Source organism: Bradyrhizobium diazoefficiens (genome assembly GCF_016612535.1).
Taxonomy (GTDB): domain Bacteria; phylum Pseudomonadota; class Alphaproteobacteria; order Rhizobiales; family Xanthobacteraceae; genus Bradyrhizobium; species Bradyrhizobium diazoefficiens_C.
In genome coordinates this window covers 148,373-174,675 of the sequence record NZ_JAENXS010000002.1, presented here as the reverse complement: position 1 = coordinate 174,675, position 26,303 = coordinate 148,373, and the positions used below count along the sequence as shown (strand labels likewise).

The window sequence follows — 26,303 nt, the reverse complement described above, 5'->3', positions numbered from 1 at the left end:
TGCTGGAGGTCCCATTGACGGATTTGCCGACAATTGTTGCTTGTTAGCAACAAAACGTGGAACCAAGGTTCCAATACCCGCTGAGCTTGCATAGGGAATGATGGGCAATGAAAGTTTGGTCATCGCCCATCAATTCCGCCACCACAAAATACTCTGCTTTTCCGAATTTTTGGCTTGGGAAACGGAGCTTCGTCTGGTCCCGGCAAGCCCGCGAAGCCGGCGTGATATGTGCCGCTCCGAAGCGTGGCCCCAATTCAGAGAGTCAGCTGAAAGGGCGATGCGGCGCGCAAGCTGCACGCCTACGCCGCCGCCCTCTGCTTCGCCACCAGCGCTTCGCCGAACGCCTCGAACAGCTTACGATTGATCGGATTGTGCTGCGGGTCGTATTCGGCGTGCCATTGCACGCCGAGCGCAAAGGTCGGAGCTTCCGCGATACGGATCGCCTCAATGGTGCCGTCCTCGGCGATGCCTTCGATCAGCACGCGCTTGCCGGGATCGAGGATGCCCTGCCCGTGCAGCGAATTGACCCTGATCTTCTCGCAGCCGAGCAGCCTCGCAAACGCGCCGCCCGGCGTGAGGTCGACGTCGTGGCGATCGGCGAAGATCACGGTCGGATCGGGATGGATCTCGCCGTTCTCAAGCCTCGGCATGCGGTGGTTCATGCGGCCCGGGATTTCGCGAATCTCGGGATGCAGCGACCCGCCGAAGGCGACGTTCATCTCCTGGAGGCCCCGGCAGATGCCAAAGATCGGGATGCCGCGCGAGACGCAGGCGACCGAGAGCGCCAGCGCGACCTCGTCGCGGTGGATGTCGTAGGGCTCGTGCTTCTCGCAGGGGTCGACATTGAAACGGGTCGGATGCACGTTGGCGCGGGCGCCGGTGAGCACGATGCCGTCGACGGCATCGAGCAGTGCGGCGACATCGGTGATGTCGGGCGAGCCCGCAAACATCACCGGCAAGCCGCCGGAGACCTCAGCCACGGCGCGCAAATTGCGCTCGCCGACCATCTGGACCTGAAATCGATTTTCGATGCGACTGGCGTTCCCAATCACGCCGACGACCGGCTTTCTCATCTCCCGTTCCGACCTCTCGTAAGAAGATTCTCCAAACATGCCCCCCGGATGGAACAAATTCAACAGAAGGGATCGCGGGACGGCAATGCTATTTTCGCGCAAAGGCGGGCCTCGGAGCCTCCGTGGCACTCTTGATGGCGCACCTGCGTACCCGCGGCGTTGGCCGCTGGTGGCCGCGGGCGCTTCAATCCGGCGCAGGGCCCCGGCTTGATCCCCAGTGAGATTTCACGAAAGAGTGCTCCGGCCCGCTCAGAAAAGGACAAGATGTGACCGTCTCCAGCGATGAACAGCCCAAAACCCGCTCCGATCTGGCTCGAGATACAGCCTGGTCGATTACGGTCGGCGGCATCGGGGTCGTGCTGTTCACCGCGGCGCTGGTCTTCACCTGGTATTTCGCGGCCACCCTGCTGCTGATCTTCACCGGCATGCTGCTCGGCGTCGGCCTCAACGCGCTGACCAATGCGCTCGGCCGCCGCGTACACCTGCCACATGCCCTGCGGCTTGCGATCGTCTGCATCGTGCTCGCCGTGATGCTTGCAGGCGTCGCCTATCTCGGCGGGGCCACCATCGCCGAGCAGGCCTCGATCCTCAGCAACACCATCAAGTCGCAGATCTCGCATGTCAGGTCCTTCCTCGAGAACCACGGCATCGACACCAGCGTCTTCGACCTCGGCAACGCAACGCCCGCCTCCTCCACCAGCGACACGGCCTCCACGCCCGCTCCAAACCAGGCCCCGCACGGCCCATTGCCGGGCGCCGGCGCGCTGGCCTCCAGCGGCGGGGCGATCGTGAGCCAGACCTTCAAGCTGCTGTTCGGCGCGATCAGCGCCGTCGGCAACATCTTCATCGTGCTATTCCTGGGGCTCGCCTTCGCTGCGCAGCCCAGCGTCTATCACGACGGACTGCTGTTTCTCGCGCCGGCTAAACATCGCGTCCGCGCGACGCTCATCATCGACCACATCGGTGAGACGCTGGAGCGCTGGCTGATCGCGCAGATTATTGTCATGCTCGCGGTTGGAATCGTGACCTGGATCGGGCTTGCCGTCATCGGCATCCCCGGCTCGTTTATCCTAGGGATTCAGGCCGGCCTGCTCGCCTTCATCCCAACCGTCGGCGCCATCATCGCGGGCGTCGTCGTGGTGCTGGCGAGCCTCGCCTCGGGCTGGATTCCGGCGCTATCGGCGCTGATCCTCTTCCTCGGCGTGCACGCAATGGAGAGCTACGTGCTGACGCCGATTCTCCAGCGCCAGGCGCTGGACATTCCGCCGGCCACGCTGTTCGCGTTCCAGATCCTGCTCGGCGTCGTCTTTGGAATCTGGGGCCTGGCGCTGGCACTGCCACTGGTCGCCATCGTCAAGGTCATGATCGACCATTTCAAGACGTATGAGGCGCCGCCCCTGGCAGAGGCGGCTTAGAGCATGATCCGGAAAACTGTGCAGCGGTTTTCCAAAAGATCATGCTCTCAAAATAAAACCCTCAGGTCGTCAGCACGGTCTCGGTGTGCTCGACTTCCGGAGGAGACGCAAAATACTGGCCGACGAGGCCACGCCATTCGGTGAAATTCTCAGAGCCGCGGAAATCAACGGTGTGATTTTCCAGTGTCGCCCATTTCACCATGAGCCGGTAACGCTGCGGCTTCTCGATCGACTTGTGCAGTTCGAAACCGTGAAAGCCCTTGGCGCGGCCGAAGGCCGCCTTGGCTTTGGCGACGGCCGCCTCAAAATCCTTCTCACTGCCCGGCTTGACGTCGATTTGCGCGATCTCGGTGATCATCGGTTCCTCCCTCTTGTTTAGTGGCCGTATCTACCGCAGCCGGGACCAAAGAAGAAGGCGCCGAAACGGCGCCCTGCCCGGCCGAAAATGCGGCGTCCTTAGGCGAACAACAGCACGGTCCCTGCCACGACGAGCGCGCAGCCGAGAAACAGCGCAATTGGCCAATAGCTGCGGCTCTGCGTGTAGCGCCCCTGGGCGCGACGCTCGGCGATCAGCGCCGTCTCGTATTCATCCGCAGTCGAAAACAGACAGGCGAAACCGCCGCGCGCCGAGGCCGCAGCGACTTCGAGTGACATCAGGGCGGCCTGCGGGTTCTGTCGGCGGGTCGATTCCATGGCCGCAATGGTAGGAACCGAATGGTAAACAGAGGATTACCGCGAGCCGCCTCGTCTCAGGCGGTCATCGGCTGGGTCTTGACGTCGGTCTTGGGCACACCGATCCGCGCGGCACTCTGGCGACGCCAATTCTCCAGCGACAGCGGCAGCTCCTCCGCCGCCTCGACGCGGTTACGGCCACCGCGCTTGGCCTGGTAGAGCGCCGTGTCGGCCGAAGCCAGCAGCACCTCGAGCTCGGTGCCGGCCGGACCGCCCGCGACGCCAATGCTGACGGTGGTATCGACCGCGCCGTCATCGACGACGACGCCGGAGGTCTCGAAAGCCTCGCGCACGCGCTCGGCAACCAGGACGCCCTCCTCGAGCGCGCAAGGCAGCAGCGCCGCAAACTCCTCGCCGCCGATGCGCCCCGACAGGTCCGAGATGCGCAGATTGTTGACGACGACGGTCGAGAACAGCTTCAGCATCTCGTCGCCGGCGGGATGGCCGAAGCGATCGTTGATCGACTTGAAGTGATCGATGTCGAAGATCATCACCGTGACCGGGCGGCCGCCCTTGGCCTCGCGCTCGATCATGCGCGCGCAAGCTTCCGAGAAGCCGCGACGGTTGAGCATGCCGGTCAGGGGATCGGTCGACGCGGCGGTGCGGTGGGCGGTGACGGTGCGCTCGGACACCAGCATAAAGATCACGAACACGGTGCCGACGGCATAGAGCACGAGCTCGACCGCGAACACCGTGACCCAGACGCTGCCGGAGAAGCCGGCATCGTGCGGGCGCAGGAAGCTGCCGAGCAGGATCGGCAGCATCAGCACGCAGCCGTGCATCACCGGCACGACGAGGGCCGGCCACCGCCGCTGCAGGCTCTTGCGCCGTTCGACCCAGAGCTCGCTCGCGGTCAGTGCCGCGTAGATCGAGACGATGCCGGCGCCGATGATCATGCGCAGCATGGACGCGGCGGGATCGAGCAGCGTCACCGTTGCGACCCAGGCGACCGCGCCGAGCACGAGGCCGGGCCAGTTCGGGTTGCGGCCGTGGAAGACGCGTGCCGCATTCCACACCATGCCGCAGGCGACGAAGCCGACCGCGTTCATGGCGAGATAGAGGTGCGGGCCGAGCTTGTCACCGGTCGCGGTCCACAGCGCGACCGATGCCGCACCGAGGAGATACGCCGTGCCCCACCATTTCAGCGCGGGGCTGTTCTCCTGCCTGCCGAAAAACACCATCATGGCGCCGAGCAGTGCGGCGATCATCGTGGCCACTAAATAGAGCGTGATGCTATCGAGCGACATCATGTCGGCCCCCTCTTGAACATAGCAGTTGCGCGATCGGCACATCCGATTTGCGCGCCCTTCCAGATGCGACGCTATGTCCGGCGAGTTCCATTCAGGTTTTCACGCGAGGCCAAGTTTTCGGGAAACTCGTCTTCAATTTGCGTACAAACGAACAGCAAAAAGGGCGCTGAAATCAGCGCCCTTTTGCATTTCATTGAAGCCGCTTTCGCAGCGAATGTGACCGAAGCGATTAACGCTTCGAGAACTGGAAGGACCGGCGGGCCTTGGCCTTGCCGTACTTCTTGCGCTCGACCACGCGGGAATCGCGGGTGAGGAAGCCGCCCTTCTTGAGCACGGTGCGCAGCTCAGGCTCGAAATAAGTGAGCGCCTTGGAGATGCCATGACGCACAGCACCGGCCTGACCGGACAGACCGCCACCGGCGACGGTGCAGATCACGTCATACTGGCCGGAACGCGCGGCCACGGAGAACGGCTGCTCGATCATCATGCGCAACACGGGACGGGCGAAATAGACCTCGACCTCGCGCGAGTTGACGGTGACCTTGCCGGCGCCCGGCTTGATCCAGACGCGGGCGACCGCGTCCTTGCGCTTGCCGGTGGCGTAGGCGCGGTTGAACTTGTCGACCTTCTTCTCGTGCTTGGGCGCGTCGGGCGCCGCCGCGGTCTTGAGCTGCGAGAGCTGGTCGAGCGACTGAATTGATTCGGCCATGATTATGCGGCCCTCGTGTTCTTGCGGTTCAACTTGGCGATGTCGATCTTCTCGGGCGTCTGGGCCTCGTGCGGATGATCGGCCCCGCCATAGACGCGGAGGTTGCCCATCTGCACGCGACCGAGCGGACCACGCGGGATCATGCGCTCGACGGCCTTCTCGAGCACGCGCTCGGGATGCTTGCCCTCGAGGATCTGGCGCGCGGTGCGCTCCTTGATGTGGCCGACATAGCCGGTGTGCTTGTAGTAGGTCTTCTGCTCGCGCTTGCGACCGGTGAGGACCGCGTGCTGCGCGTTGATGATGATGACGTTGTCGCCACAATCAACGTGCGGGGTGTAGGTCGGGAGGTGCTTGCCGCGCAGGCGCATGGCAACGATGGTAGCGAGACGGCCGACAACCAGACCCTTGGCGTCGATCAGTACCCACTTCTTCGTCACCTCAGCCGGCTTTGCCGAAAAGGTTTTCATATCGGAGTTTCCGTGGACGGGGAGACATCGGCGCGAACACCGCACCGGACTCCGCGGTTTCTAGAGAAGTGGCGCGCAACGGTCAATGCTCGATCGCTGAATTTAATTCAGCAAAATCAATATGTTATAAATATGGTGCGATATTACCTGCGAAAAGGTCAAACATTTGGAATGGAATAGGTCGATGTGACATGGGCGATTGGATCGGGCGAGGTCCCCGACAGCAGGTTCACCTCTCCGACCGCAAGGCGCTTGCCGAGCTTGAGCAGCCGCGCCTCCGCCAAAACGTCCTGCCCCGGCAGACCCTTGCGCAGGAAATTGATATTGAGATTGGTGGTCACCGCGAGCCCGATCGGCCCGATGGCCGAGAGAAGCACCACGTACATGGCGAAATCGGCCAGCGCCATCAACGTCGGGCCGGACACGGTTCCACCCGGCCGCAGCATCTTCTCGCCGTAGCGCTGGCGCAAAAGGCAGGTCTGGCCATCCGCGCTCTCGATCGTGATGTCGTCGCCGCTGAAGGCCTGGGGAAACTCGTCGCGGAGAAACTGCTCCAGCTCCGCCACGTTCATTTTCGCTAACGCCATGCTGTTCCCCACCCTCGCTTCACGTCGCCTGTTACATTAGGTTATCTGCATCATCCAAACGTAATAATCCAACCGGAAACGCCTCGATGTCCGCCCAGGCCGCCCGCGCCCCCTCCCCGCAACCCCCAATTCTGCTGCGCGAAATGGTCGGCCCCATCGCGGTGCTGACCCTCAACCGGCCGGCCGCGCGCAACAGCCTCACGGTGGCGATGATCGCAAGCCTGCATGCCGAGCTCAATGAGATCCGTGACGACAGGGCCGTTCGTGGTGTCGTGCTGGCGGCCAGCGGTCCTGCCTTCTCGGCAGGTCACGACATGAAGGAGCTGACCGCACGCCGCAGCGATCCCGATCGCGGCCGCGCCTTCTTCGCCGACACCATGAACGCCTGCAGCGCCATGATGCAGGCGATCGTGCATCTGCCGAAGCCCGTGGTCGCCTCCGTCCAGGGCATTGCGACCGCGGCCGGCTGCCAACTCGTGGCGAGCTGCGATCTCGCGATCGCATCGGAGGCTGCAAGCTTCGCCACGCCCGGCGTCGACATCGGCCTGTTCTGCTCGACGCCGATGGTGGCCCTGTCGCGCAACGTGCCGCGCAAGCAGGCGATGGAGATGCTGCTCACGGGTGAGCCGGTCCCGGCCGCGCGTGCCCGCGAGATCGGCCTCGTCAATCGGGTGGTCGCCGCCGGCACCGAGCGCGACGCCGCAATCGCGCTGGCCGAACAGGTCGCGCTGAAATCGGCCTACACCGTCAAGCTCGGCAAGGAAGCGTTCTACCGCCAGGCCGAGATGAGCCTTGCCGATGCCTATCGCTATGCGGCACAGGTGATGACCGAGAACATGATGGCCCGCGACGCCGAAGAAGGCATTGGCGCCTTCATCGAGAAGCGAACGCCGACATGGCGGGATGAGTAACAAGAAACGACGAGCCATGAACCACGACGCCTATCCCGACAATTACATCCGCAGCATCCTCAACAGCGTGAAGTCGATCGCGATGATCGGCGCCTCGCCGGTCAATGTACGGCCGAGCTATTTCGCGTTCAAATATCTGGCGCAGCGCGGCTACGACATGATCCCGGTTAATCCAGGTCATGTCGGCAAGGACCTGCTCGGCAAGCCCTTCGTCGCCTCGCTCTCCGACATCGGCCGTCCCATCGACATGATCGACATTTTTCGCAACTCCAGCCACATCATGCCCGTGGTCGAAGAGGCGCTCTCGCTCGATCCGCTGCCGAAGGTCATCTGGATGCAGCTCGGCGCGCGCGATGACGCCGCAGCGGTGAAAGCGGAATCGGTCGGCATCAAGGTCGTGATGAACCGCTGCCCCAAGATCGAATATGGCCGGCTCTCGTCGGAGATTTCCTGGATGGGCGTCAATTCGCGCACGCTCAGTTCCAAGCGGGCGCCGGCGCCGACGCAGGGCATGCGGCTATCCCTCAATCGGACGAGTGTCACTGGTGGCGACACCGCGGCCTCCGATCGCGCCGCCAAAAACAAGAGCGAGCAAAGCTGACGCCATTGCGAAGCATCCATTTCGCGAACGCGACATTGCGTAGCAAGATCGTTGCCAAGTTCATTGCCATGTGAAGCGGCGGCTTGACGGCAGGCGCGGCGCCGATCAGCATGCCGCGCGATTTCAGACCACAAGAACAGGACGCCCTCAATGAGCGATCGCCTTCCGGGATTTTCAACGCTTGCCGTGCATGCCGGTGCACAGCCCGATCCCACCACCGGTGCGCGCGCTACCCCGATTTATCAAACGACATCCTTCGTCTTCAACGATGCCGACCACGCAGCCTCGTTGTTCGGCCTGCAGGCATTCGGCAACATCTATACGCGCATCGGCAATCCCACCAACGCGGTGCTGGAAGAGCGCGTCGCCGCACTCGAGGGCGGCACCGCCGCACTCGCTGTCGCCTCGGGCCATGCCGCCCAGGTCGTGGTGTTGCAACAACTTCTCCAGCCCGGCGACGAGTTCATCGCCGCGCGAAAACTTTACGGCGGCTCGATCAACCAGTTCACGCATGCGTTCAAGAGCTTTGGCTGGAACGTGGTGTGGGCCGACCCCGATGACGTGGCGAGCTTCGAGCACGCGGTGACGGCGCGCACGAAAGCGATCTTCATCGAATCCATCGCCAATCCCGCCGGCAGCATCACCGACATCGAGGCGATCTCGACGGTGGCGCGCAAGGCGGGCGTGCCGCTGATCGTCGACAACACGCTGGCCTCGCCCTATCTGATCCGTCCGATCGACCACGGCGCCGACATCGTCGTGCACTCGCTGACAAAGTTCCTCGGCGGTCACGGCAATTCGCTCGGCGGCATCATCGTCGATGCCGGCACGTTCGATTGGTCGACCGGCGGCAAATATCCGATGCTGTCGGAGCCGCGACCGGAATATCACGGCATCCGCCTCCAGGAGACCTTTGGCAATTTCGCGTTCGCCATCGCCTGCCGCGTGCTGGGCTTGCGCGACCTCGGGCCGGCGCTGTCGCCGTTCAACGCCTTCATGATCCTCACCGGCATCGAGACGCTGCCGCTGCGCATGCAGAAGCACTGCGACAACGCCAAGGCGGTCGCCGAATTCCTCGCCGGCCATCCCGCGGTGTCCACGGTGAACTATGCCGGCTTGGCAAGCGACAAGTACAACCAGCTCGCGCGCAAATATGCGCCGAAGGGCGCGGGCGCCGTCTTCACCTTCAGCCTGAAGGGCGGCTACGATGCCGGCGTCAACCTGGTGTCGAAATTGCAGCTGTTCTCGCATCTGGCCAATGTCGGCGACACCCGCTCGCTCGTCATCCACCCGGCCTCGACCACGCACAGCCAGCTCGATGACGCCGCCAAGATCAAGTCCGGCGCCGGCCCCGACGTGGTGCGGCTCTCGATCGGCATCGAGGACAAGGAAGACCTGATCGCGGATCTGGAGCAGGCGCTGAGTGCATAGTCTTCCAAGCCGTTCCGGAGCACACAAAAGCGCGCCCCGGAACGGGCCGCAGTTAACAGTCGTTAACCATACCTGCCCCATACATCGTCTTTGGATCGCCCCTTTGATTCGGAGCCGACGATGCTGCGTTGGATGGTGCCTGCCCTTGCGGCGATACTGACGCTCTCAAGCGCGCTGGCCGCGGATCTTCCGGCGACGCCGAAGCGGCGGGCTGCCGCGCCGCCACAGGAGCCGCCAAAGGTCTACGTCGAGACCGATCCGGATGCACTGATCTCGCCGGCCTATGGCGTCGGCAGCTACATCCGCAACCTACCGGGCACGCCGCTGCTGCCCGGCTCGCATACGCTGCCGGGCTATTACGGTCGCCCCTGGGACTATGATTATCAGGGCTCATACTACGGCGGGAAACAGGTCGATTATTTCTGGCGACTGCCCTATTCGTGCGGCATCTACGGCTATTGCTGATCAGCCGGGCTGATGGTGATCAGCCGACCTGACTGACCGGAACCGCGCGCGGCTGCATCTCAGCTGATTGCCGAGAAGCGAGCCGTTCCGCCTGCATCACCGCAAGCGTGAGCACGACGATCGCAACCGCCTGGTGCGAGAGCGCGATATCGATTGGCACCTGGTTGAGCAGCGTGAGGATGCCGAGCACGGCCTGCAGACTCACGGCCGCCAACAGCCAGAGCGCGCCACCCGCCGCCGAGCCTGCGCGCGAGCGCACCGCGTCGAACGCATGCAGCACCGCCAGTGTGAACAGCAGATAAGCCGTCATGCGGTGCTCGAACTGGACTGTCAGCACATTGTCGAACATGTTGCGCCACCACGGCGTCTCGAACCACAGCCGCTCCCCAGACGGAATGAACGCGCCGTCGATCTGCGGCCAGGTGTTGTAGGCGCGTCCGGCGCGCAAGCCCGCGACCAGTGCACCGAAATAGATCTGCACGAAGGTCACGATCACGAGCAGCGCGCTCGTGAACCGCAGTCGTGCCGAGATCGTAATCTGCGGCCGTTCGCCGAGCCGCCGCACCGTCCAGACGATACCGGCGAAGATCAGCAGTGCCAGCACCAGATGCGTTGCCAGCCGATATTGCGACACTTCGACCCGTTCAGAGAGTCCCGAGGCTACCATCCACCAGCCGACCGCGCCCTGGACGCCGCCGAGCGCGAACAGCAGCCACAGCCGCCGCTTCAGCTCGCCGGACAGGCCGCCACGCCACAGGAAGAACAGGAACGGCAGCAAATAGGCAACGCCGATGAAGCGGCCGAGCAGCCGGTGGCTCCATTCCCACCAGAAGATCTGCTTGAACTCGGAGAGCGACATCCCGGCATTGAGTTCGCGATATTGCGGGATCTTCTTGTAGGCCTCGAACGCGTCGGTCCACTGCGCGTCCGACAGCGGCGGCACGCTGCCGGTGACCGGTTTCCACTCGACGATCGACAGGCCGGATTCCGTCAGCCGCGTCGCGCCGCCGACCAGCACCATCAACGCGATCAGGGCGGCCACGGAGATCAGCCACCAGCGCACGGCGCGATGCGGGTTGGTCGGGGCGGAATTCGTCGTCATTTCAGGGGCAAACAAGCCTTGTATCTAAGCTACTTGAACCGGACTGCGTGCCCCTTATAGTCCCCAACTCCCGCAGCGCAAGTTACGCGAAAGCCGCAATATCCCGCCATGACGATCCGCACCCGCAAGTTCCTCGGCGCCATTCTGCTCCTCGTGCTGGCCACGGTCTGGGCCCTGCTCGGCATGGCGGCGGCACAGATGCCGTGGATTGCCGAGTCCGGCTGGCGGCAGGCGATCTATTACGTGGTGGTCGGCATGGGCTGGGTGTTGCCGGCGATGCCGATCGTGAGCTGGATGCAGCGGCCCGATCGCGCAAAATCTAATTTGTAACGCCGCCCGTCGGTTTCACCGGCGCAAAGGCAATGCCGGACACCAGCACCCGCATCACGCGCAGCGAGCGCACCCGTCCGTCCCAGGAAATCCGCGGCAGCGCGCGCAGATTGGTGCGGCCTTCCGCATCCACGATCCCCGGAATGGTCGATACCGCGCTGGCAAATCCAGCCTCCTCCGCCATCACGACGTGGCTGCGCCGGAACGAGGCGCGATCGCCGAACGGAAACGCCAGATGCCGGATCTCGCGACGGAAGGATGCTTCCGCCACCGCCTTGCCCATCGTCATCTCGCGCAGCGCGGCCGCGTCCTTCATGTTGGCGAGAACGGGATAGTTCACGGTCGCGCTGCCGATCGTGACCAGCGGATCGGCAGCTAACTTGGACAGATCATCCCAATCCATCGACGCCTCGCGCGACAGTGCCGTAAGGTCGATGCGGTAGCGCGTGCAGAGATCGGCGATCGCGGCTGACAGATCCGCCGGCGGCAGCGAGCGCAGCCAGCCCTCGACGAACGAAAACAGCACTTGCTTCTCGGCATTGCCCGTAACGGTGAAACGCTGCTCCTTGTCGCCCATCATCAGGCTGATGCGGCTTTCGCGCGCGATCACCTGCTCGAGCCCGAGCCACCACGCCTCTCCGACGCCATCGGGAAAGGCGGTGGGAACGTACAACGTGAACGGCACGGCGTGACGCGCCAACACCGGATAGGCGAAGCTGATGAGGTCCTTGGCCGCGCCGTCGAAGGTGAGCGCCACGAAGCGCCGCTTCTCGGGCAGCGTCACCGCGCGCCGGCAGACCTCGTCCATGCCGAGAAAGTCATAGTTCCAGCGCTTCAGCGCACGAATGGTACGATCGAGAAATTGCGGCGTGATTTCGTTTTCGCGCAGCGGCTGGAACGCCCCATTCCGCCGCGGCCGCACGCGCTCGAATCGCAGCACCGCGCCGGCGCCACGGCTGCGCAGCAAGGGCTGGCCGGTGAACCAGGCCAACTCGAGCCGCAACCGCTGCAGCCATCTGTCGTCGGATGCCAATATCCCACCTTCGCGTTCGCCGGCGGCCGTTCCCTCAGCTATTGTCATTACCCTTTGTTGACATTTGTTTGCAAAGGTCGGCCACAGGCCGAAATACGTATTTTTCGTTTTCTCGACAGGTTTCGCGAATGACCATGGCTGCGGCGATACAAAGCCGGACGGCAGAATCGCCCGCGCAGTCGAAGGCGAGCCGCGTCGCGCATATCGACATCGTCAGCGACCTCGCCGAGGCCGAGCCGGTCTGGCGCGCGCTCGAGGAGCCCGGCCACCTCTCGACGCCCTATCAGCGGTTCGATCTCCTGGCCTCATGGCAGCGATCGGTTGGAGAACGCGAAGGCGCCCGCCCCTTCGTCGTGATCGCCCGCGACGCCGAACAGCGGCCACTCGTGCTGCTTCCTCTCACGCTGCGCCAGGGTCACGGCGTACGCACGGCTTGCTTCATGGGCGGCAAGCACACGACCTTCAACATGGGGCTATGGAACGCCGAGTTCGCGGCACAGACGGTCGCCGCCGATCTCGAGGCGCTGGTCGCTCCGCTGCGCGATGAGGTCGACGTGCTCGCGCTGACGCAACAGCCGAAGCGCTGGAACGACCAGCAGAATCCGTTTGCGCTGCTGCCGCGGCAGGGCGCGATCAATGGCTGCCCGCTGCTGGTGATGGAGCCAGGCGGCCCGCCCGCGTCCCGGATCAGCAATTCCTTCCGCCGCCGGCTGAAGAGCAAGGAGAAGAAACTCCAGGCGCTCGCCGGCTATCGCTATCACCTTGCCACAACCGACGCGGACGTCATTCGCCTGCTCGACTGGTTCTTCCGCATCAAGCCGGCGCGGATGGCCGAGCAGAAACTGCCGAACGTCTTTGCCGAGCCGGGTGTCGAGCAGTTCATCCGCGGCGCCTGCCTGTCGCCGCGCGGCGAAGGCCGTATCATCGATATCCATGCGCTCGAATGCGGCGACGAGGTGATCGCAATCTTCGCCGGTGTCGCCGACGGCCAGCGCTTCTCGATGATGTTCAACACCTACACGATGTCGGAGCACGCCCGCTACAGCCCGGGCCTGATCCTGATGCGCTACATCATCGACCGCTACGCCGAGCGCGGCTACCGCTCGCTCGACCTCGGCATCGGCTCGGACGACTACAAGCGCATGTTCTGCAAGGACGACGAGGACATCTTCGACAGTTTCGTGCCCCTGACCTCGCGCGGCAAGCTCGTCGCCATGGCGATGTCCTCGGTCAATCGCGGCAAGCGGCTGGTGAAGCAGAACCAGATGCTGTTCGACCTGGCGCGACGGTTGCGCCAAGCGTTCGGCTAAAGCAGCCTACGCCGCCACCACGCGTGGCGCTTCTACCGCATCCGACGGCTGCACCGGCCGGCTCAGCATCGTCACCTCGCCGAAGCCGACGGCCCGAAGCTGCTCGCACATCAGCGTGCGCGCATCTGCCTCCATCGACGCATCTGGCACCACGATGGCGCGGGCATTGGTCGTCAGGAGTTCGGCGGGCAAGTCCTCGGCGCTGCCGGCGTCGATCAGCACGTGATCATACGCCCGCAGCAAAGCATCAATTGCGAGCGTCACCCGCGGCGACTGCAGCAGGCTGCGGTCGAAGCCGGAACGGCCGGCCATGACCAGATGCAGCCGCGAGAGCCTGTCGCGGGTGATGACCTGCGCGAACGACGCCTGCCCTTGCATCAGCTCGGCAAGGCCGGGCGCCGAGGCGTCGACGGAGACGGCGGCAATCGTCGGCGAGGATGCGGCGAGATCGACCACGACGACGCGAGCGTCGCGCGCCAAATGACGGGCAAGCGTCAATGCCGACAGCGTGATGGCATCGCCCGATGCGGTGCCGAGCACCGTGACCTTCTTTGCGCCCCCCGCGCGCAGGCTATCGGCCAGCTGCCCGATCTCGGCGAAATCGCTGACGCCAACATCCGCCGTCATCTCCGGCTGGAGCGGCGCAGGCTCTTCCACGACCGGCTCGACAGCTGGCTCTTGACGAACCGGAGCTTGCGACTGAGTTTGCGCCGGGATGAGCGCGGCAACGGCCCTTGGCGCGGTCTGGCGCAGCAGCTCACCGGTGACGACGAGACCAGACGAGAGCAGCAGCGTCGCCAGCGTCGCGATCAGCACGATCGGCAGCTTCTTCGGATAGGCCGGCGTGTTGGAGACGATGGCGCGCGAGATGATGCGGCCCTCAGCGGGCGCGGAATCGATGCTCTCCCGGGTGCTGGCCTCGCGATATTTCCCAAGATACGTCTCGAGCAGGTCGCGCTGCGCCTTGGCTTCGCGTTCGAGCGCGCGGAGCTGGACGTCCTGGCCGTTGGTCGAGGTCGCCTGCTTCTTCAGCTGCTCGAGGCTCGCGGTCAGCCCGTCGACCCGGCCGGCGGCAATCCGCGCATCGCTTTCGAGCGAGCGCGAAATCTTGGCCGCTTCGTCGCGAATTTGACCGTCGAGGTCGCCAAGTTGGGCCTTTAATTCCTTGATCCGCGGATGGTTGCCGAGCAGCGTGGATGACTGTTCTGCGAGCTGTGCTCGCAGCGTCACGCGCTGTTCGGACAGGCGCCGCATCAGCTCGGAGTTCACCACTTCGGACGCCTCGATCGGCTTGCCGCTCTGGAGCATCTCGCGAATCAGCCGGGCCTTGGACTCGGCGTCAGCCTTCATCGAGCGGGCATTGTTGAGCTGGGTGTTGACCTCGCCCATCTGCTGGTTCGACAGCGTGGTGTTGTTGGTGCCGACGAAGAGCGACGATTTGGAACGGAAGTCCTCGACCTTGGCTTCGGCGTCGGAAACCTTCTTGCGCAGATTCTCGATCTCGCCCGAGAGCCATTGGCTGGCGTTGCGCGCCTGGTCCTGGCGCGCGTTCTGCTGCAGCACGAGGTAGCCGTCGGCGATAGAATTGGCAACGCGCACGGCAAGCTCGGGATCCTGCGATTGGAACTCGACGACGATCACCCGCGACTTATCGACGGCATAGGCCTGGAGCCGATCGTAATAGGCGTCAAGCACGCGCTCTTCCGGCGTCATCGAGAATGGATCACGACCGATACCGACCATCGCCACGAGAGATTTCAGCGGCGAGATGCCTTGCAGCACCGGATCGAACTCGGGCCGCTCCGCAAGCTTGTTCTTCTTGATGATCTCGCGCGCGAGGTCGCGTGACAGCACGAGTTGCACCTGGCTGGTGACGGCCTCGGGATCGAGCGCCTGCCGTTCCTCGGTGCTGCGGTCGCTGCTCGGCCGCAGGAAGACGTTCTCGCGACCGTCGATCAGGATGCGCGATTCGGACTTGTAGCGCGGCGTGATGAGATTGACGATTGCGACGGACGCAACCAGCGCCAGCACCGTCGGCACGACGATCCAGCCGCGCTTGCGCGCGAGCGCGCCGCCGAGCGCATGCAGATCGATGTCACCGGAATCGGCTGGCGCCTGCCTCGCAGCAATCGACGCGGGCTTCGCCTCGACTCTTGGCTTGGCCTCAAGCTTGGCCTTCGAAACGGCCCGCTCGACGACGGCCTTCTCCTTGCCGGCACGCCAGAACGCTAAACGCATCGAACACTCCCGCAGGGCAACGCCACTCATCTACCTCAATGGCCGCGATTACACTCCATTAAGGTTGCCGCTGGGTTAATCACGACGTCTCGCGAGCAGTGCATGTGCGCTCGTCACCGTTTGTTAACCACGAGGGTCCTTAATCCATCTCGATATTTCGAGAACTTTGTTCGGCATTCGCCGTCGAGCGCTGGTTTAGATCATGCCCCCCTCTCCCGACCAGCCGCTTCGCATCCTGCACGCCGTACGCGCTCCCGTGGGCGGCATCATTCGCCATATCCTCGACCTCGCCAATGGCCAGGTCGATCGCGGCCACCATGTCGGCATTCTCGCCGATAGCCTCACCGGCGGCGATCGCGCGGACAAGGCGCTGGCCGAGCTCGCGCCGCGGCTGAAGCTCGGCGTACACCGGCTGGCCATCCGCCGCGAACCCTCACCAGAAGACTTTCTGGTGTGGCTGCGGATGCGGCGCCTGATCGCCTGGCTCAAGCCCGACGTCATGCACGGCCACGGCGCCAAGGCCGGCGCCTTCGTCCGAATGCGGCGCCGCTCGGACGACGCCATTCGAATCTACACACCGCATGGCGGGTCGCTGCACTATCCCCGCAACACCCTGAAGGGCGAGTTTTACGCGCGGCTCGAGCGCACGCTGATGGATGCGACGGACCTGTTCCTGTTCGAAAGCGCCTTTGCCCGCGACACCTATCAGCGCATCGTCGGCACGCCCAAGGGCGTCGTGCATTGCGTCTTCAACGGGGTCACACCGGAAGAATTCGAGCCCGTTCTCATTGCCGACGACGCCACCGACCTCGCTTATGTCGGCGAATTCAGGCACATCAAGGGCGCCGACCTCCTGGTCGATGCCGTGGCGCGGCTGCACGAGAACGGCAGGAAAGTCACGCTGACGCTCGGCGGCGACGGCGAGGAGACGGCGGCGCTAAAGGCGCAGGTCGAGCGGCTCGGCCTCACCGGCGCGATCCGCTTCATCGGTCACGTCAAGGCGCGCTACGGCTTTTCCAAGGGACGGCTGCTGGTGGTTCCCTCGCGCGGCGATTCGATGCCCTATGTGGTGATCGAGGCGGGCGCGGCCGGCATCCCCATGATCGCGGCTCGCGTCGGCGGCATCCCCGAGATCTTCGGAGCCGAGAGCCCGGCCCTGTTCGCGGCCAGCAACGCCGAAGCCATGGCTGAGGCGATCGTGGCCGCGCTCGATCACGCGGCGGCGACCGCGCAGCGTGCCGCTTCCTTGCGCGAACGCATCTCGGCGCATTTCTCCCAGCAGGCGATGGTCGACGGCGTGCTCGCGGGTTATCGCGACGCATTTACCAATCACTAACCATCCTCAAGACCGCTTTAGAGAATCTTCCGATTTGTCCGATAATCGAACTGCCGGGGGATGCTTGCCCGGGAGCGCAAAGCCGCGCCCGCGGGTCTTTGGAATGGACGTGGACGCCCGTGGAACCGCTCAACGCACGCTCGATGCTCGATGCCGCGACCAGCGCCGCGGCTAGGCCTGCTGAGACAGCTTTCGTCGAACGCCGTCGCCGGCTGACGCCGGCCGCACTCGATGTGGTCAACCAGAAAGTCGCACGTGCCTATTCGCCGATCGTGATCGCCGGCTTTGCGCGCGCGATCGATTTCGCGCTGCAGAGCGTGATCGGCATCGCCGTCTATGTCAGCTACGTCATGCCGCTCATAGGCTTCAGCTGGATCTACCCCGCGGAGATCCTCGCCGTCGCGGTTGCTGCGGTGGTCTGCTTTCAGGCCGCAGACATCTATCAGGTGCAACTGTTCCGCGGGCAGCTCCGGCAAATGACGCGGATGATCTCGTCCTGGTCGTTCGTCTTCCTGCTGTTCATCGGCGTGTCCTTCTTCGCGAAGTTCGGCAGCGACATGTCGCGGCTCTGGCTCGCCGCCTTCTACTTCCTCGGCCTCGCTGCGCTGGTCGCCGAGCGCCTTATCTTGCGCTCACTGGTGCGCAGCTGGGCGCGCCAGGGCCGGCTCGATCGCCGCACCATCATCGTCGGCTCCGACAGCAACGGCGAGCAACTGGTCGAGGCGCTGAAGGCGCAGGAGGATTCCGATATCCACGTGCTCGGCGTGTTCGACGACCGCAACGACAGCCGCGCGCTCGACACCTGCGCCGGCGCGCCCAAGCTTGGCAAGGTCGACGACATCGTCGAATTCGCCCGCCGCACCCGGGTCGATCTGGTGCTGTTCGCGTTGCCGATCTCGGCGGAGACGCGCATCCTGGAGATGCTGAAGAAGCTTTGGGTGCTGCCAGTCGACATCCGCCTCTCCGCGCATACCAACAAGCTGCGCTTCCGTCCCCGGTCCTATTCCTATCTCGGCAAGGTGCCGACGCTCGATGTGTTCGAGGCGCCGATCACCGACTGGGATCTGGTCATGAAATGGCTGTTCGACCGCGTCGTCGGCAGCCTCGCGCTGCTCGCAGCCCTCCCGGTGATGGCGCTGGTGGCGCTGGCGGTGAGGCTCGACAGTCCCGGCCCGGTCCTGTTTCGCCAGAAGCGATTTGGCTTCAACAATGAGCGTATCGACGTCTACAAATTCCGCTCGATGTATCATCATCAAGCCGACCCGACCGCCTCAAAGGTTGTGACCAAGAACGATCCGCGCGTCACCCGCGTCGGCCGCTTCATCCGCAAGACCAGCCTCGACGAGCTGCCGCAGCTGTTCAATGTGGTCTTCTCCGGCAATCTCTCACTCGTCGGTCCGCGCCCGCATGCGGTGCAGGGCAAGCTCCAGAGCCGCCTGTTCGACGAGGCCGTCGACGGCTATTTCGCCCGCCACCGCGTCAAACCCGGCATCACCGGCTGGGCCCAGATCAACGGCTGGCGCGGCGAGATCGACAATGAAGAAAAGATCCAGAAGCGCGTCGAGTTCGACCTCTATTACATCGAGAACTGGTCGGTGCTGTTCGATCTCGTCATTCTCCTGAAGACGCCGGTCTCGCTGCTAACCAAGAACGAGAACGCGTATTGAGTTGATCGCGTCAAAAAGCGCGCTGTCATCGCCCGGCTTAACCGGGCGATCCAGTAAACGCCGGCGGCGAACGTCGCCATCGACAGCGCGGAGTACTGGATACCCCGCCTTCGCGGGGCATGACAGCGGAAGTTGTGTGTACGAGTAGTGTAAAGCGTATGAGCGCGTGATGGCGTATGCGGCGACAGCCGGAGAGATGACAGTAGCCGTACCGGCTGCGCCCGGCGTGCTGGCCCTCCAGCGCGCGCTGGTGTGGCTGGTCGGCGCGTCCGGCGCGATCGTCTTCATCGAGCCGAGCCCCTACGAGATCGTGACGCTGCTCGCCACCGTCGCGTTTTTCGCCACCGGCCTGCGGCTGAAGCTCGTGCTGATGCCGCTGGTGCTGGCGCTGGTCCTGCTCAATGTCGGCTACACCATCAGCGCGATTCCGCTACTCGACCAATCCGAGGTCGCGAGCTGGATCGCGACCTCCTGGTATATGGCGGTGACCGTGGTGTTCTTCGCCATGGTCACCTCCGAAGACACGGCGGCGCGGCTCGACATGCTGCGCCGCGGCCTCGTGGTCGGCGCGATCGTCGCCTCGCTTTCGGCCATCGCCGGCTATTTCAACCTCGTTCCCGGCGGCCACGACCTCCTGACGCTCTACGAGCGCGCACGCGGCACGTTCAAGGACCCGAACGTGCTCGGCGCCTTCCTGATCCTGCCGGCGCTGTTTGCGCTCCAGAGCGTCGTCTCGGACAAGCTCCTCAAGGCGTCCCGCAACGTCATCGCCTTCGGCATCATGTCGCTGGCGATCCTGCTCGCCTTCTCCCGCGCCGCCTGGGGTGGACTGGTCCTGACCTCCGCCTTCATGCTGGTGCTGATGGTCCTGACCAGCCGCACCAACGCGCAGCGCTCGCGCATCATCATCATGTCCATCGTCGCTGTGGTGCTGGGGCTGGCACTTATCGCGGTGCTGCTGTCGTTCGATTCCATCGCCGAGATGTTCAAGCAGCGCGCGAGCTTCGACCAGAGCTATGACGAGGGCCGTTTTGGTCGGTTCGGCCGTCACATCCTCGGGGCGGAGATGGCGCTCGATCTGCCGTTCGGCATCGGGCCGCTGCAATTCCACCGCTTCTTCCCCGAGGACACCCACAATTCCTATCTGAACGCCTTCATGTCCGGGGGCTGGCTCTCCGGCGCGTGCTATCCGGCGCTGGTCTTCACCACCGTGATCATGGGATTTCGCCACATCTTCGTCCGCGTACCCTGGCAGCGCGCTTATCTCGCGGTGTTCTCGGCCTTCGTCGGCACCGTCGGCGAGAGCTTCGTGATCGACACCGATCACTGGCGCCACTTCTGGATGATGCTGGGCGCGATGTGGGGCATGATCGCGGCCGCGCAGATCTATAAGATCAAGTCTTCCGACGAAGCTTCTTCAGCTTGAGATCGGGTCGCTTTTCCGGCGGCGTATCGAGCAGGCCCTTCAGCGCCGCGGTCGCAGCGAGCACACCCTTGTAGCCCTCATTGGCGAAGCGCAGCAGCAGCCGCAGCTCCTCGTCGGAATAGGCATTGAACACCTTCTCCATCGCCTGCTGCATCGGCACGTAGAGCTGGCCGATCTTCATAGCCGTCTCCGGCACGACGCCAATGTAGACCTTGCGGCGATCGGTCTCGTCCCGCTCGCGGCGCACGAGTCCGGCCTTCTCGAGCCGATCAACCACACCAGTGATGGCGCCAGTCGTCAGCCCCGTGACCTCCGCGAGCCGGCCAGCAGTGACGCGGCCCTCGAGGTACAGGATGTCCATGCATTCGAGGTCGGAATTGGCAATTCCGGCAACGTTGGCAACGGTCTGACCGTAGAGCACGCCCTGCGCCGACGACCGCCGCATCGCCTCTTCCAATTCCCCCAACAACGCCGCGCGCGCCTTTGTCCTTGACAAGGCTCACCTCATATCTTAGCCAGAATATATCTTAGTAACTAAGAGATTTAGCAACCGTAATTCCTCCTAGCATTACGGAAACGTCGGGAGCAAGCCAATGCCTCATCGTCCCCGCAAGGCCCTGATCATCGGCGCCGGCATCGCCGGCCCCGTCACCGCGATCTTGCTGCGCCGCGCCGGCATCGAATCCGCGATCTACGAAGCCTGGCCCTACTCCAAGGGCATCGGCGGTGGCCTCCAGATCGCGCCGAACGGCATGCATGTGATGGACGAGATCGGGCTTGCGGACGAACTGATCAGCCGTGGTTCTGTCGCGGAGTCCTTCGACTTCTATTCGCAGGAGGGCCGACGCCTTGGCTCGATCAATCGCGACATGGCGCAGCGCTTCGGCCAGCCCGCGGTCAATGTCTGCCGCGCCACGCTGAACGAGATGCTGATCGACAAGGCCTGGTGCGCCTGCGTCTCGCTCTATTTCGACAAGCGCCTGATCAAGATCGAGGACCGCGGCGACCAGCCGATCATCGCCTATTTCGCCGACGGCACCACCGCCGAGGGCGACTTCCTGATCGGCGCCGACGGGGTGCATTCGATCACGCGGCGCCAGGTGGTGCCGGACGGCCCAACACCGTTCAACACCGGCCTGATCGGCTTCGGCGGTTTCGTGCCGCGCGCCGTCCTCGACAACCGGGCGATCGGCCGGCATGTCGAGACGACATTCGGGCAGAGCGGCTTCTTCGGCTACGGCTATTGCAGCCCGGATCCGAAGGACGGCGTGATGTGGTGGAGCACGCAGCCGGCGCACGGCATGGATGCTGCGATGTTCCGCGCGCTCGACGAACGGACGCTGAAGCAGCATCTGCGCGGTTTCCATCACGGCTGGCACGACCCGATCCCTGACATCATCGAGGCGGCCGAGAACATCGTGATTACCGACACCCTCGACGTCGCGACCCTGCCGACCTGGTCACGCAAGCGCTCGCTGCTGATCGGCGATGCCGCGCATGCGACCAGCCCCCATGCCGGACAGGGCGCTTCGCTCGCCCTCGAAGACGCGATGCGGCTCGCCCGGCTGATGCAGGAGGGCCAGGAGCTCGGCGCCACCTTCCAGGCCTTCGAGGCCGAGCGGCGCCCGCGCGCGGAGAAGATCGTCGCCATCGCCCGCCGCAACGGCAACAACAAACGCGAATTCAGCGCCACCGGCGCGTGGATGCGCAATCAGATGATGAAATGGCTGCTGCCGCTGGGCTCCAAGAGCATGGAGTTCATGTACGCGTATGATGCGCGGGCGGTGTAGTCACAATCCCGGTGTCATGGCCCGCCTTCGCGGGGCATGACACCGCAATTGTGGTGCGCAAGTACTTCTACCCCTCCACCCCGAACGTGAGCCCGGCATGGTCCTGCAACCGCTTGATCAGCTTGTGCTGCATCGCTGCACCTGGCGTCCAGATCCCTCCGGGCACGTCGGTCGCATCGCGCAATAGGCAGATCGCGCTTTCGGCGATCATCTTCGAGGTCGAACCATAACCGGGATCGCGGTCGCCCTTCACGAAGGTACGGACCTGGTGGCCATCCGGCGCAATCGCGACGAAGAGCAGATCATAGAGGCCGTTCTCGCGCTCTTCCTTCGAAGGCCCCTCACCCGGCTTGGGGCCGGCCTGCGTGGCCATGCGGTTGTTGGCCGCCACGATCTGCTTCGCCAGCGCCTCGCCCTCTTCGCCGGGGCCGGTGATCTGCATCTCGTCGTAGACGAACTCACGCCCGTAGGGAAAGCCCAGCAGCATGTTGGAGCGGTGGACATTGCGGGTGTTAATGTTCGCCATGAAGAACGGCGTCAGCCAGGTCTGAAGATCCTCATCGAAGATCGGCTTATTGCCCGGCGGCTGCTTCGGCCCCTGGAAGTCGGGCGTGAGTGCAAAGGGATCGCGTAGCAGCGCCAGCAGGCTCGGATCCTTTGACGCCGCCTCGAAGATCGCCCGTCCGCTTGCAGCCGTGCCGCCAGAGAACGTGCCGCGCATCTCGCGCACCCGCCCCTTCACACGCGGTGCCGGCGAGCCGAACACGCGCTTGGCCTCCTGCTGGACGGTGAAGGCACCAAGCTCGAACGGGATCGAGTCATAGCCGCAGGAGAACATGATGCGCGCGCCCGATTCTTGCGCGGTGGCGAGATGGGCATCGATCATGCGACGCATCCACGGCACCTCGCCACACAGATCGAAATAATCGGTCCCCGTGGCCGCGCACTCCGCAATCAGTTCGTTGCCGTAGAGCAAATACGGACCGACCGTCGTGATCACCGACATCGTCCGCTCCACCATCGCCTTCAGCGACGCAGCATCGGCGGCGTCGGCCACGATCAGCGGCGTATCCGCCGGCGCGCCGATCGCGTCGCGCACGGATTTCAGCTTGTCGAGGCTGCGCCCCGCCATCGCCCATTTCAGCGACTTGTCGTTCTTGTAGTGCGCCGCAAGATATTCGGCGACGAGTTGACCGGTGAAACCGGTCGCGCCGTAGACGACGATGTCGAATTTCGCAGAGCCCATGGTCGACCTTTGTTTCTACTTCTTCGCGTAACTCACGCCCATGCCGGCACGGACGTCGCTTTGAATTCCATAGGGCGGGATCGGATAGCGCAGGCCGTTCCTGGCCAGCGCCTTCATGCCCTCGATTGCCTTGGCGAGATGATGGGGCTTCAGCGCCATCAGCATCTCCTCGTCCGGCACGCCGCCATAGCGCCGTTCGGCATAGCATGGCAAGGACAGGCTGGGCTCGCCGGTCTTGAGCGCCCGTCCCCAGGAATCCGCGCAAGCGGTCTCCCCCACCACGCCCCATTCGAACTTCTTGTAGCCGGTATATTGCAGGCCGTTGATCAGGATGATCATCTGCCCGGGCGTCGCGTAGACGAGACAGATGTCGGGCGGATCGAGGCGGCCGCTCGCAAGCGGGCTGACCGCGAGCGCCTGATATTGTCCGAATGGAACCACGTCGAGCGCCTCCTGACGCTTGCGCGCATCCTCCGCGGTGCCGTGCCAGACGCCGACATAGTTCTCGCCGGCAAGCCATTTTTCGTCCTGCGGGCTAAGCCCAATCACCGCGCGGCACTGCGCGCCGACGAGATCGTCGCCGGTGATGCCAACGGTCCATCCGAGTCGTGAGGCCATGCTGACGATCTGGTCGGTGGTATGCACCGCATTCGGCCGCCGGATCTTCGGGATCGCCTCCATGTCGGCGACGCGCGCGAACAGCTTCATGCCGATCACCGTCGTCTTCAGCCGCAGCAGGCTGTTGAGATCGGCCGCGAGGCCGGCAAGATCGATCGTCTCGGCACTCTGCTGTTGCATGGCGTCCTCCAGGCCGGCGGTCACGCACCGCTCATCTTCGTGTTGTCGTCGTTTCTAGTCCTTCGCTGGTCCCGGAAGCAACTCGCCGGTCCTGCCCATCAGGCGATAAGCCACGAGCCCGATCCACTCACGCAGGGCCACGTCGGTACGGCCAAGACCGTCCATGCCGACATTGGTGAAAGAGAACAGATCGTCGCGGCCGCCCATCCGCCAATCCACAGGATAGGCCTCGACGTCAAATCCGGCCTTGCGGAATATTCCCATCGAGCGGGGCATGTGGAAGGCCGATGTGACCAGAAGCCAGCGCTCGCCCGGTTTCGGAATCACCAGCTGCCTCGTGAAGATCGCATTCTCCCAGGTGTTGCGCGAATTCCGCTCCAGGATCAGACGTTCCCTCGGTATGCCGAGATTTTCCAGGATCGGTGCAGAGTAATCGGCTTCCCTGGCGTCGGTCGAGACCAGGTTTGCAGAGCCTCCAGTGAAGACGATACGCGCATTGGGATAGCGGCCTGCGAGTTCGGCCGAGGCGAACAAGCGATCGGCCGCATGCGGCACGACCGGCGTGTGATGTGCCGCCGACAGGTCGGTATCGACGGAGCCGCCAAGCACGACGATGCCGTCGGGTGCGCCGCGCGACGGATCCCACGGAGGAAAGCGCGACTCCAGCGGATAGAGCAGCAGATTGCCGAGCGGCGAAAAGGCCGCGAGCGCGAGCAGGACCAGCGTGGCCGCGGCCAGTTTCCGGCCGAGCCCGGCGAAGCGCGTTGCCATCAGCACGACCGAGATGACCCCGAGCTCGACCAGAAGATTGATCGGCAGCACTGCGGTGCCAAGCGTCTTGGAAAGAACGAAAAGCAGGAAAACCTCGCTGAAATGACCGGGCCTGTGACACGCGGGCTTGACCCGCCCGCTTATCTCCAGAAATCTTCTTGGAAGAGGATCGATTGCGGGGTCAAGCCCGGCCAAGGGAAGTTCTCTGATAAAGTTCTCATGACAGGTTCTGCTGCCTCTCGATGAAATCGACCGGACACCGTGAAATGATCCATCATCACCTGCATGCAAGCCCCGAAACCTGCCATTGGGGCTTCTTCGAAGCCAGGCTCAAGCCGGTCCTTAACGTCGCAAGCGGCGATGAGGTCACGATCGACACAATCAGCGGCGGACCCGAAGTGCTCCCGGATCGCAACCAGTTTCACGTTCCGCCCGAAATGTTCGAGGTGCATGCGAAATCCGAGCGGATGGTGCCCGGCCACATCCTCACCGGGCCAATCGCCGTCGACGGCGCCGAACCCGGCGACGTGCTGGAAATCGAGATCCTCGACGTCGAGCTTCGGCAGGATTGGGGCTGGAATCTGATCAAGCCGCTGTCCGGCACCCTGCCCGATGATTTCCACGAGACCCGACTCCTCAACATCCCGCTGGACCGGACGCGGATGGTCGGCCGCATGCCCTGGGGCCTCGACCTGCCGTTAAAACCGTTCTTCGGCGTGATGGGCGTTTCGCCGCCGCCGGCCTGGGGCCGCATCTCCTCGCTCGTTCCACGTGCCATGGGCGGCAATCTCGACAACAAGGAGCTCCGCGCCGGCGCGACATTGTATCTGCCGGTGTTCGTCCCGGGTGCGATGTTCTCCTGCGGCGACGGCCATGCCGTACAGGGCGACGGCGAGGTCTGCGTTACCGCGATCGAGACCGCGCTGCAGGGCCGCTTCCGCCTGACGCTGCGCAAGGACCTCAGGTTCGACTATCCGCGCGCGGAGACGCCGACCCACTACATCACCATGGCGATGGATCCGGACCTCGACCAATGCGTGGTGCGGGCGCTACGCGACATGATCGCGCTACTCGGCGAGACGCGAAACCTGTCGCGCGAGGACGCCTATACGCTGTGCAGTCTTGCGGCCGATTTGCGGGTGACCCAGACCGTCAACGGCTCCAAGGGCATCCATTGCATGATCGAAAAGGCGATCGTGCACGGCTGAGTTCGGCTCGCACCTCCTGACCTGTCAACGCTCCGCCGCTGCTTGGTCTCCCGCGCAGCGCGCCGGGGCATGCCTGATTTCTGTTGCGATTCCAATAGGCTGAGCTGCGACCTCGGTCAGCATTTGACTTCCACTCCAGAACCTAAATAGAGTCTTAATCGTTACTTTTATGTACCTGAGTATGAGGTTAGCGTTCGGACCATGGCCACCGAAAAAGCCGAGACTGACCGCATTCCCGTAACCTTGGCGCTCTCAACCATCACCTATCTGGAAAAACTGGTGAGACAGGGCACCCACGGCACCAGCGTTCCCGGCGTCGCGCGTACCTTGATCGAGGAAGGCATCCGTCTCGCCATTAAGGACGGGCTTTTGTCGATTCGCGACAATGGCAGGACGTGAGCGCGCGC

The 26,303-nt window shown here is 63.9% G+C and carries 27 protein-coding genes; 13 read left to right on the top strand and 14 right to left on the bottom strand.

The genetic code is table 11. The features are described 5' to 3' along the window. Positions 1-299: 299 nt before the first annotated feature. On the bottom strand, positions 300-1,073 hold the full coding sequence (locus JJE66_RS17515; protein WP_200515562.1) for a gamma-glutamyl-gamma-aminobutyrate hydrolase family protein: 774 nt from the start codon (positions 1,071-1,073) through the stop codon (positions 300-302). Positions 1,074-1,339: 266 nt separating this feature from the next. Between JJE66_RS17515 and JJE66_RS17510 the strand changes: the two genes are divergently transcribed. Next, positions 1,340-2,488: an AI-2E family transporter gene (locus JJE66_RS17510; protein ID WP_200515561.1), complete on the top strand. Its 1,149-nt coding sequence runs from the start codon at positions 1,340-1,342 to the stop codon at positions 2,486-2,488. 61 nt (positions 2,489-2,549) lie between these two features. Here JJE66_RS17510 and JJE66_RS17505 read toward each other — a convergent pair whose 3' ends face one another. The 6 genes from JJE66_RS17505 to JJE66_RS17480 all read right to left on the bottom strand — a co-directional run bounded on the left by JJE66_RS17505 (position 2,550) and on the right by JJE66_RS17480 (position 6,233). Beyond that, a complete protein-coding gene (locus JJE66_RS17505; protein ID WP_063708861.1) occupies positions 2,550-2,846 on the bottom strand; it encodes an antibiotic biosynthesis monooxygenase in 297 nt (98 codons plus the stop codon). 98 nt (positions 2,847-2,944) lie between these two features. Further along, positions 2,945-3,181, bottom strand: a complete 237-nt coding sequence (locus JJE66_RS17500) for a hypothetical protein (RefSeq protein WP_200515560.1) — start codon at positions 3,179-3,181, stop codon at positions 2,945-2,947. A gap of 56 nt (positions 3,182-3,237) precedes the next feature. Then, complete coding sequence (locus JJE66_RS17495) at positions 3,238-4,470, bottom strand: GGDEF domain-containing protein (RefSeq protein WP_200515559.1); 1,233 nt, start codon at positions 4,468-4,470, stop codon at positions 3,238-3,240. A gap of 229 nt (positions 4,471-4,699) precedes the next feature. Further along, a complete protein-coding gene (gene rpsI, locus JJE66_RS17490; protein WP_007611021.1) occupies positions 4,700-5,179 on the bottom strand; it encodes a 30S ribosomal protein S9 in 480 nt (159 codons plus the stop codon). A gap of 2 nt (positions 5,180-5,181) precedes the next feature. Further along, complete coding sequence (gene rplM, locus JJE66_RS17485; RefSeq protein ID WP_091965253.1) at positions 5,182-5,646, bottom strand: 50S ribosomal protein L13; 465 nt, start codon at positions 5,644-5,646, stop codon at positions 5,182-5,184. Positions 5,647-5,804: 158 nt separating this feature from the next. Beyond that, complete coding sequence (locus JJE66_RS17480; RefSeq protein WP_200515558.1) at positions 5,805-6,233, bottom strand: PaaI family thioesterase; 429 nt, start codon at positions 6,231-6,233, stop codon at positions 5,805-5,807. Positions 6,234-6,319: 86 nt separating this feature from the next. Here JJE66_RS17480 and JJE66_RS17475 point away from each other — a divergent pair, with 86 nt between their 5' ends. From JJE66_RS17475 to JJE66_RS17460, 4 genes are all read left to right on the top strand, one after another. Beyond that, positions 6,320-7,144, top strand: a complete 825-nt coding sequence (locus JJE66_RS17475; RefSeq protein WP_200515557.1) for an enoyl-CoA hydratase — start codon at positions 6,320-6,322, stop codon at positions 7,142-7,144. Between the two features lie 16 nt (positions 7,145-7,160). Then, a complete protein-coding gene (locus JJE66_RS17470; protein WP_200518535.1) occupies positions 7,161-7,745 on the top strand; it encodes a CoA-binding protein in 585 nt (194 codons plus the stop codon). A gap of 150 nt (positions 7,746-7,895) precedes the next feature. Then, positions 7,896-9,176, top strand: coding sequence for an O-acetylhomoserine aminocarboxypropyltransferase (locus JJE66_RS17465; protein ID WP_200515556.1), 1,281 nt, complete (start codon positions 7,896-7,898; stop codon positions 9,174-9,176). 120 nt (positions 9,177-9,296) lie between these two features. Then, positions 9,297-9,641 carry a hypothetical protein gene (locus JJE66_RS17460; protein ID WP_200515555.1) on the top strand — a complete coding sequence of 115 codons (345 nt, stop codon included), beginning with the start codon at positions 9,297-9,299 and terminating at the stop codon, positions 9,639-9,641. Between the two features lie 19 nt (positions 9,642-9,660). On the opposite strand, the gene JJE66_RS17455 is transcribed toward JJE66_RS17460, so the two are convergent. After that, positions 9,661-10,743 (bottom strand): COX15/CtaA family protein, encoded by a 1,083-nt coding sequence (locus JJE66_RS17455; protein WP_200515554.1) that lies wholly within the window; start codon positions 10,741-10,743, stop codon positions 9,661-9,663. Between the two features lie 108 nt (positions 10,744-10,851). Between JJE66_RS17455 and JJE66_RS17450 the strand changes: the two genes are divergently transcribed. After that, positions 10,852-11,073, top strand: coding sequence for a DUF2842 domain-containing protein (locus JJE66_RS17450; protein ID WP_200515553.1), 222 nt, complete (start codon positions 10,852-10,854; stop codon positions 11,071-11,073). On the opposite strand, the gene JJE66_RS17445 is transcribed toward JJE66_RS17450, so the two are convergent. Continuing rightward, positions 11,063-12,106 (bottom strand): polysaccharide deacetylase family protein, encoded by a 1,044-nt coding sequence (locus JJE66_RS17445; RefSeq protein WP_200518533.1) that lies wholly within the window; start codon positions 12,104-12,106, stop codon positions 11,063-11,065. The two genes, JJE66_RS17450 and JJE66_RS17445, sit on opposite strands and share 11 nt — an antisense overlap. A 128-nt stretch (positions 12,107-12,234) precedes the next feature. Between JJE66_RS17445 and JJE66_RS17440 the strand changes: the two genes are divergently transcribed. Beyond that, on the top strand, positions 12,235-13,416 hold the full coding sequence (locus tag JJE66_RS17440; protein WP_200515552.1) for a GNAT family N-acetyltransferase: 1,182 nt from the start codon (positions 12,235-12,237) through the stop codon (positions 13,414-13,416). 6 nt (positions 13,417-13,422) lie between these two features. Here JJE66_RS17440 and JJE66_RS17435 read toward each other — a convergent pair whose 3' ends face one another. After that, on the bottom strand, positions 13,423-15,654 hold the full coding sequence (locus JJE66_RS17435; RefSeq protein ID WP_200515551.1) for an exopolysaccharide transport family protein: 2,232 nt from the start codon (positions 15,652-15,654) through the stop codon (positions 13,423-13,425). Positions 15,655-15,856: 202 nt separating this feature from the next. On the opposite strand from JJE66_RS17435, the gene JJE66_RS17430 reads away from it, so the two are divergent. From JJE66_RS17430 to JJE66_RS17420, 3 genes are all read left to right on the top strand, one after another. After that, positions 15,857-16,990, top strand: coding sequence for a glycosyltransferase family 4 protein (locus tag JJE66_RS17430; protein WP_200515550.1), 1,134 nt, complete (start codon positions 15,857-15,859; stop codon positions 16,988-16,990). Positions 16,991-17,109: 119 nt separating this feature from the next. Beyond that, the gene (locus tag JJE66_RS17425; protein ID WP_200515549.1) at positions 17,110-18,657 is read left to right on the top strand and encodes an undecaprenyl-phosphate glucose phosphotransferase; all 1,548 of its coding nucleotides are present in this window, start codon (positions 17,110-17,112) and stop codon (positions 18,655-18,657) included. A gap of 169 nt (positions 18,658-18,826) precedes the next feature. Further along, positions 18,827-20,083, top strand: coding sequence for an O-antigen ligase (locus JJE66_RS17420; protein WP_200515548.1), 1,257 nt, complete (start codon positions 18,827-18,829; stop codon positions 20,081-20,083). On the opposite strand, the gene JJE66_RS17415 is transcribed toward JJE66_RS17420, so the two are convergent. Next, positions 20,052-20,528: a MarR family transcriptional regulator gene (locus JJE66_RS17415; RefSeq protein WP_200518523.1), complete on the bottom strand. Its 477-nt coding sequence runs from the start codon at positions 20,526-20,528 to the stop codon at positions 20,052-20,054. The two genes, JJE66_RS17420 and JJE66_RS17415, sit on opposite strands and share 32 nt — an antisense overlap. A gap of 148 nt (positions 20,529-20,676) precedes the next feature. Here JJE66_RS17415 and JJE66_RS17410 point away from each other — a divergent pair, with 148 nt between their 5' ends. After that, complete coding sequence (locus JJE66_RS17410) at positions 20,677-21,873, top strand: FAD-dependent monooxygenase (protein WP_200515547.1); 1,197 nt, start codon at positions 20,677-20,679, stop codon at positions 21,871-21,873. A gap of 67 nt (positions 21,874-21,940) precedes the next feature. Here the strand turns inward: JJE66_RS17410 and JJE66_RS17405 are convergent, their stop codons facing one another. From JJE66_RS17405 to JJE66_RS17395, 3 genes are read right to left on the bottom strand one after another with little or no spacing between them, the layout of a single operon-like run. Beyond that, positions 21,941-23,119, bottom strand: a complete 1,179-nt coding sequence (locus JJE66_RS17405) for a trans-acting enoyl reductase family protein (protein ID WP_200515546.1) — start codon at positions 23,117-23,119, stop codon at positions 21,941-21,943. 15 nt (positions 23,120-23,134) lie between these two features. Beyond that, positions 23,135-23,917 carry a DUF169 domain-containing protein gene (locus JJE66_RS17400; RefSeq protein ID WP_200515545.1) on the bottom strand — a complete coding sequence of 261 codons (783 nt, stop codon included), beginning with the start codon at positions 23,915-23,917 and terminating at the stop codon, positions 23,135-23,137. A gap of 54 nt (positions 23,918-23,971) precedes the next feature. Then, complete coding sequence (locus JJE66_RS17395) at positions 23,972-24,739, bottom strand: YdcF family protein (protein WP_200515544.1); 768 nt, start codon at positions 24,737-24,739, stop codon at positions 23,972-23,974. 215 nt (positions 24,740-24,954) lie between these two features. Here JJE66_RS17395 and JJE66_RS17390 point away from each other — a divergent pair, with 215 nt between their 5' ends. Both JJE66_RS17390 and JJE66_RS17385 read left to right on the top strand, forming a co-directional pair. After that, a complete protein-coding gene (locus JJE66_RS17390; RefSeq protein ID WP_200515543.1) occupies positions 24,955-25,896 on the top strand; it encodes an acetamidase/formamidase family protein in 942 nt (313 codons plus the stop codon). A 201-nt stretch (positions 25,897-26,097) separates the two neighbouring features. Beyond that, positions 26,098-26,295 carry a hypothetical protein gene (locus JJE66_RS17385; RefSeq protein WP_007603456.1) on the top strand — a complete coding sequence of 66 codons (198 nt, stop codon included), beginning with the start codon at positions 26,098-26,100 and terminating at the stop codon, positions 26,293-26,295. Positions 26,296-26,303 lie beyond the last annotated feature (8 nt).

Coding starts and splice junctions, on each gene's coding strand:
- rplM (WP_091965253.1), bottom strand. CDS start 5,646: ATGAAAACCTTTTCGGCAAAGCCGGCTGAGGTGACGAAGAAGTGGGTA.
- JJE66_RS17515 (WP_200515562.1), bottom strand. CDS start 1,073: ATGAGAAAGCCGGTCGTCGGCGTGATTGGGAACGCCAGTCGCATCGAA.
- JJE66_RS17385 (WP_007603456.1), top strand. CDS start 26,098: ATGGCCACCGAAAAAGCCGAGACTGACCGCATTCCCGTAACCTTGGCG.
- JJE66_RS17470 (WP_200518535.1), top strand. CDS start 7,161: ATGAACCACGACGCCTATCCCGACAATTACATCCGCAGCATCCTCAAC.
- JJE66_RS17405 (WP_200515546.1), bottom strand. CDS start 23,119: ATGGGCTCTGCGAAATTCGACATCGTCGTCTACGGCGCGACCGGTTTC.
- JJE66_RS17400 (WP_200515545.1), bottom strand. CDS start 23,917: ATGCAACAGCAGAGTGCCGAGACGATCGATCTTGCCGGCCTCGCGGCC.
- JJE66_RS17460 (WP_200515555.1), top strand. CDS start 9,297: ATGCTGCGTTGGATGGTGCCTGCCCTTGCGGCGATACTGACGCTCTCA.
- JJE66_RS17450 (WP_200515553.1), top strand. CDS start 10,852: ATGACGATCCGCACCCGCAAGTTCCTCGGCGCCATTCTGCTCCTCGTG.
- JJE66_RS17420 (WP_200515548.1), top strand. CDS start 18,827: ATGGCGTATGCGGCGACAGCCGGAGAGATGACAGTAGCCGTACCGGCT.
- JJE66_RS17475 (WP_200515557.1), top strand. CDS start 6,320: ATGTCCGCCCAGGCCGCCCGCGCCCCCTCCCCGCAACCCCCAATTCTG.
- JJE66_RS17430 (WP_200515550.1), top strand. CDS start 15,857: ATGCCCCCCTCTCCCGACCAGCCGCTTCGCATCCTGCACGCCGTACGC.
- JJE66_RS17390 (WP_200515543.1), top strand. CDS start 24,955: ATGATCCATCATCACCTGCATGCAAGCCCCGAAACCTGCCATTGGGGC.
- JJE66_RS17465 (WP_200515556.1), top strand. CDS start 7,896: ATGAGCGATCGCCTTCCGGGATTTTCAACGCTTGCCGTGCATGCCGGT.
- JJE66_RS17415 (WP_200518523.1), bottom strand. CDS start 20,528: ATGCGGCGGTCGTCGGCGCAGGGCGTGCTCTACGGTCAGACCGTTGCC.
- JJE66_RS17480 (WP_200515558.1), bottom strand. CDS start 6,233: ATGGCGTTAGCGAAAATGAACGTGGCGGAGCTGGAGCAGTTTCTCCGC.
- JJE66_RS17440 (WP_200515552.1), top strand. CDS start 12,235: ATGACCATGGCTGCGGCGATACAAAGCCGGACGGCAGAATCGCCCGCG.
- JJE66_RS17455 (WP_200515554.1), bottom strand. CDS start 10,743: ATGACGACGAATTCCGCCCCGACCAACCCGCATCGCGCCGTGCGCTGG.
- JJE66_RS17435 (WP_200515551.1), bottom strand. CDS start 15,654: ATGCGTTTAGCGTTCTGGCGTGCCGGCAAGGAGAAGGCCGTCGTCGAG.
- JJE66_RS17500 (WP_200515560.1), bottom strand. CDS start 3,181: ATGGAATCGACCCGCCGACAGAACCCGCAGGCCGCCCTGATGTCACTC.
- JJE66_RS17410 (WP_200515547.1), top strand. CDS start 20,677: ATGCCTCATCGTCCCCGCAAGGCCCTGATCATCGGCGCCGGCATCGCC.
- rpsI (WP_007611021.1), bottom strand. CDS start 5,179: ATGGCCGAATCAATTCAGTCGCTCGACCAGCTCTCGCAGCTCAAGACC.
- JJE66_RS17495 (WP_200515559.1), bottom strand. CDS start 4,470: ATGATGTCGCTCGATAGCATCACGCTCTATTTAGTGGCCACGATGATC.
- JJE66_RS17505 (WP_063708861.1), bottom strand. CDS start 2,846: ATGATCACCGAGATCGCGCAAATCGACGTCAAGCCGGGCAGTGAGAAG.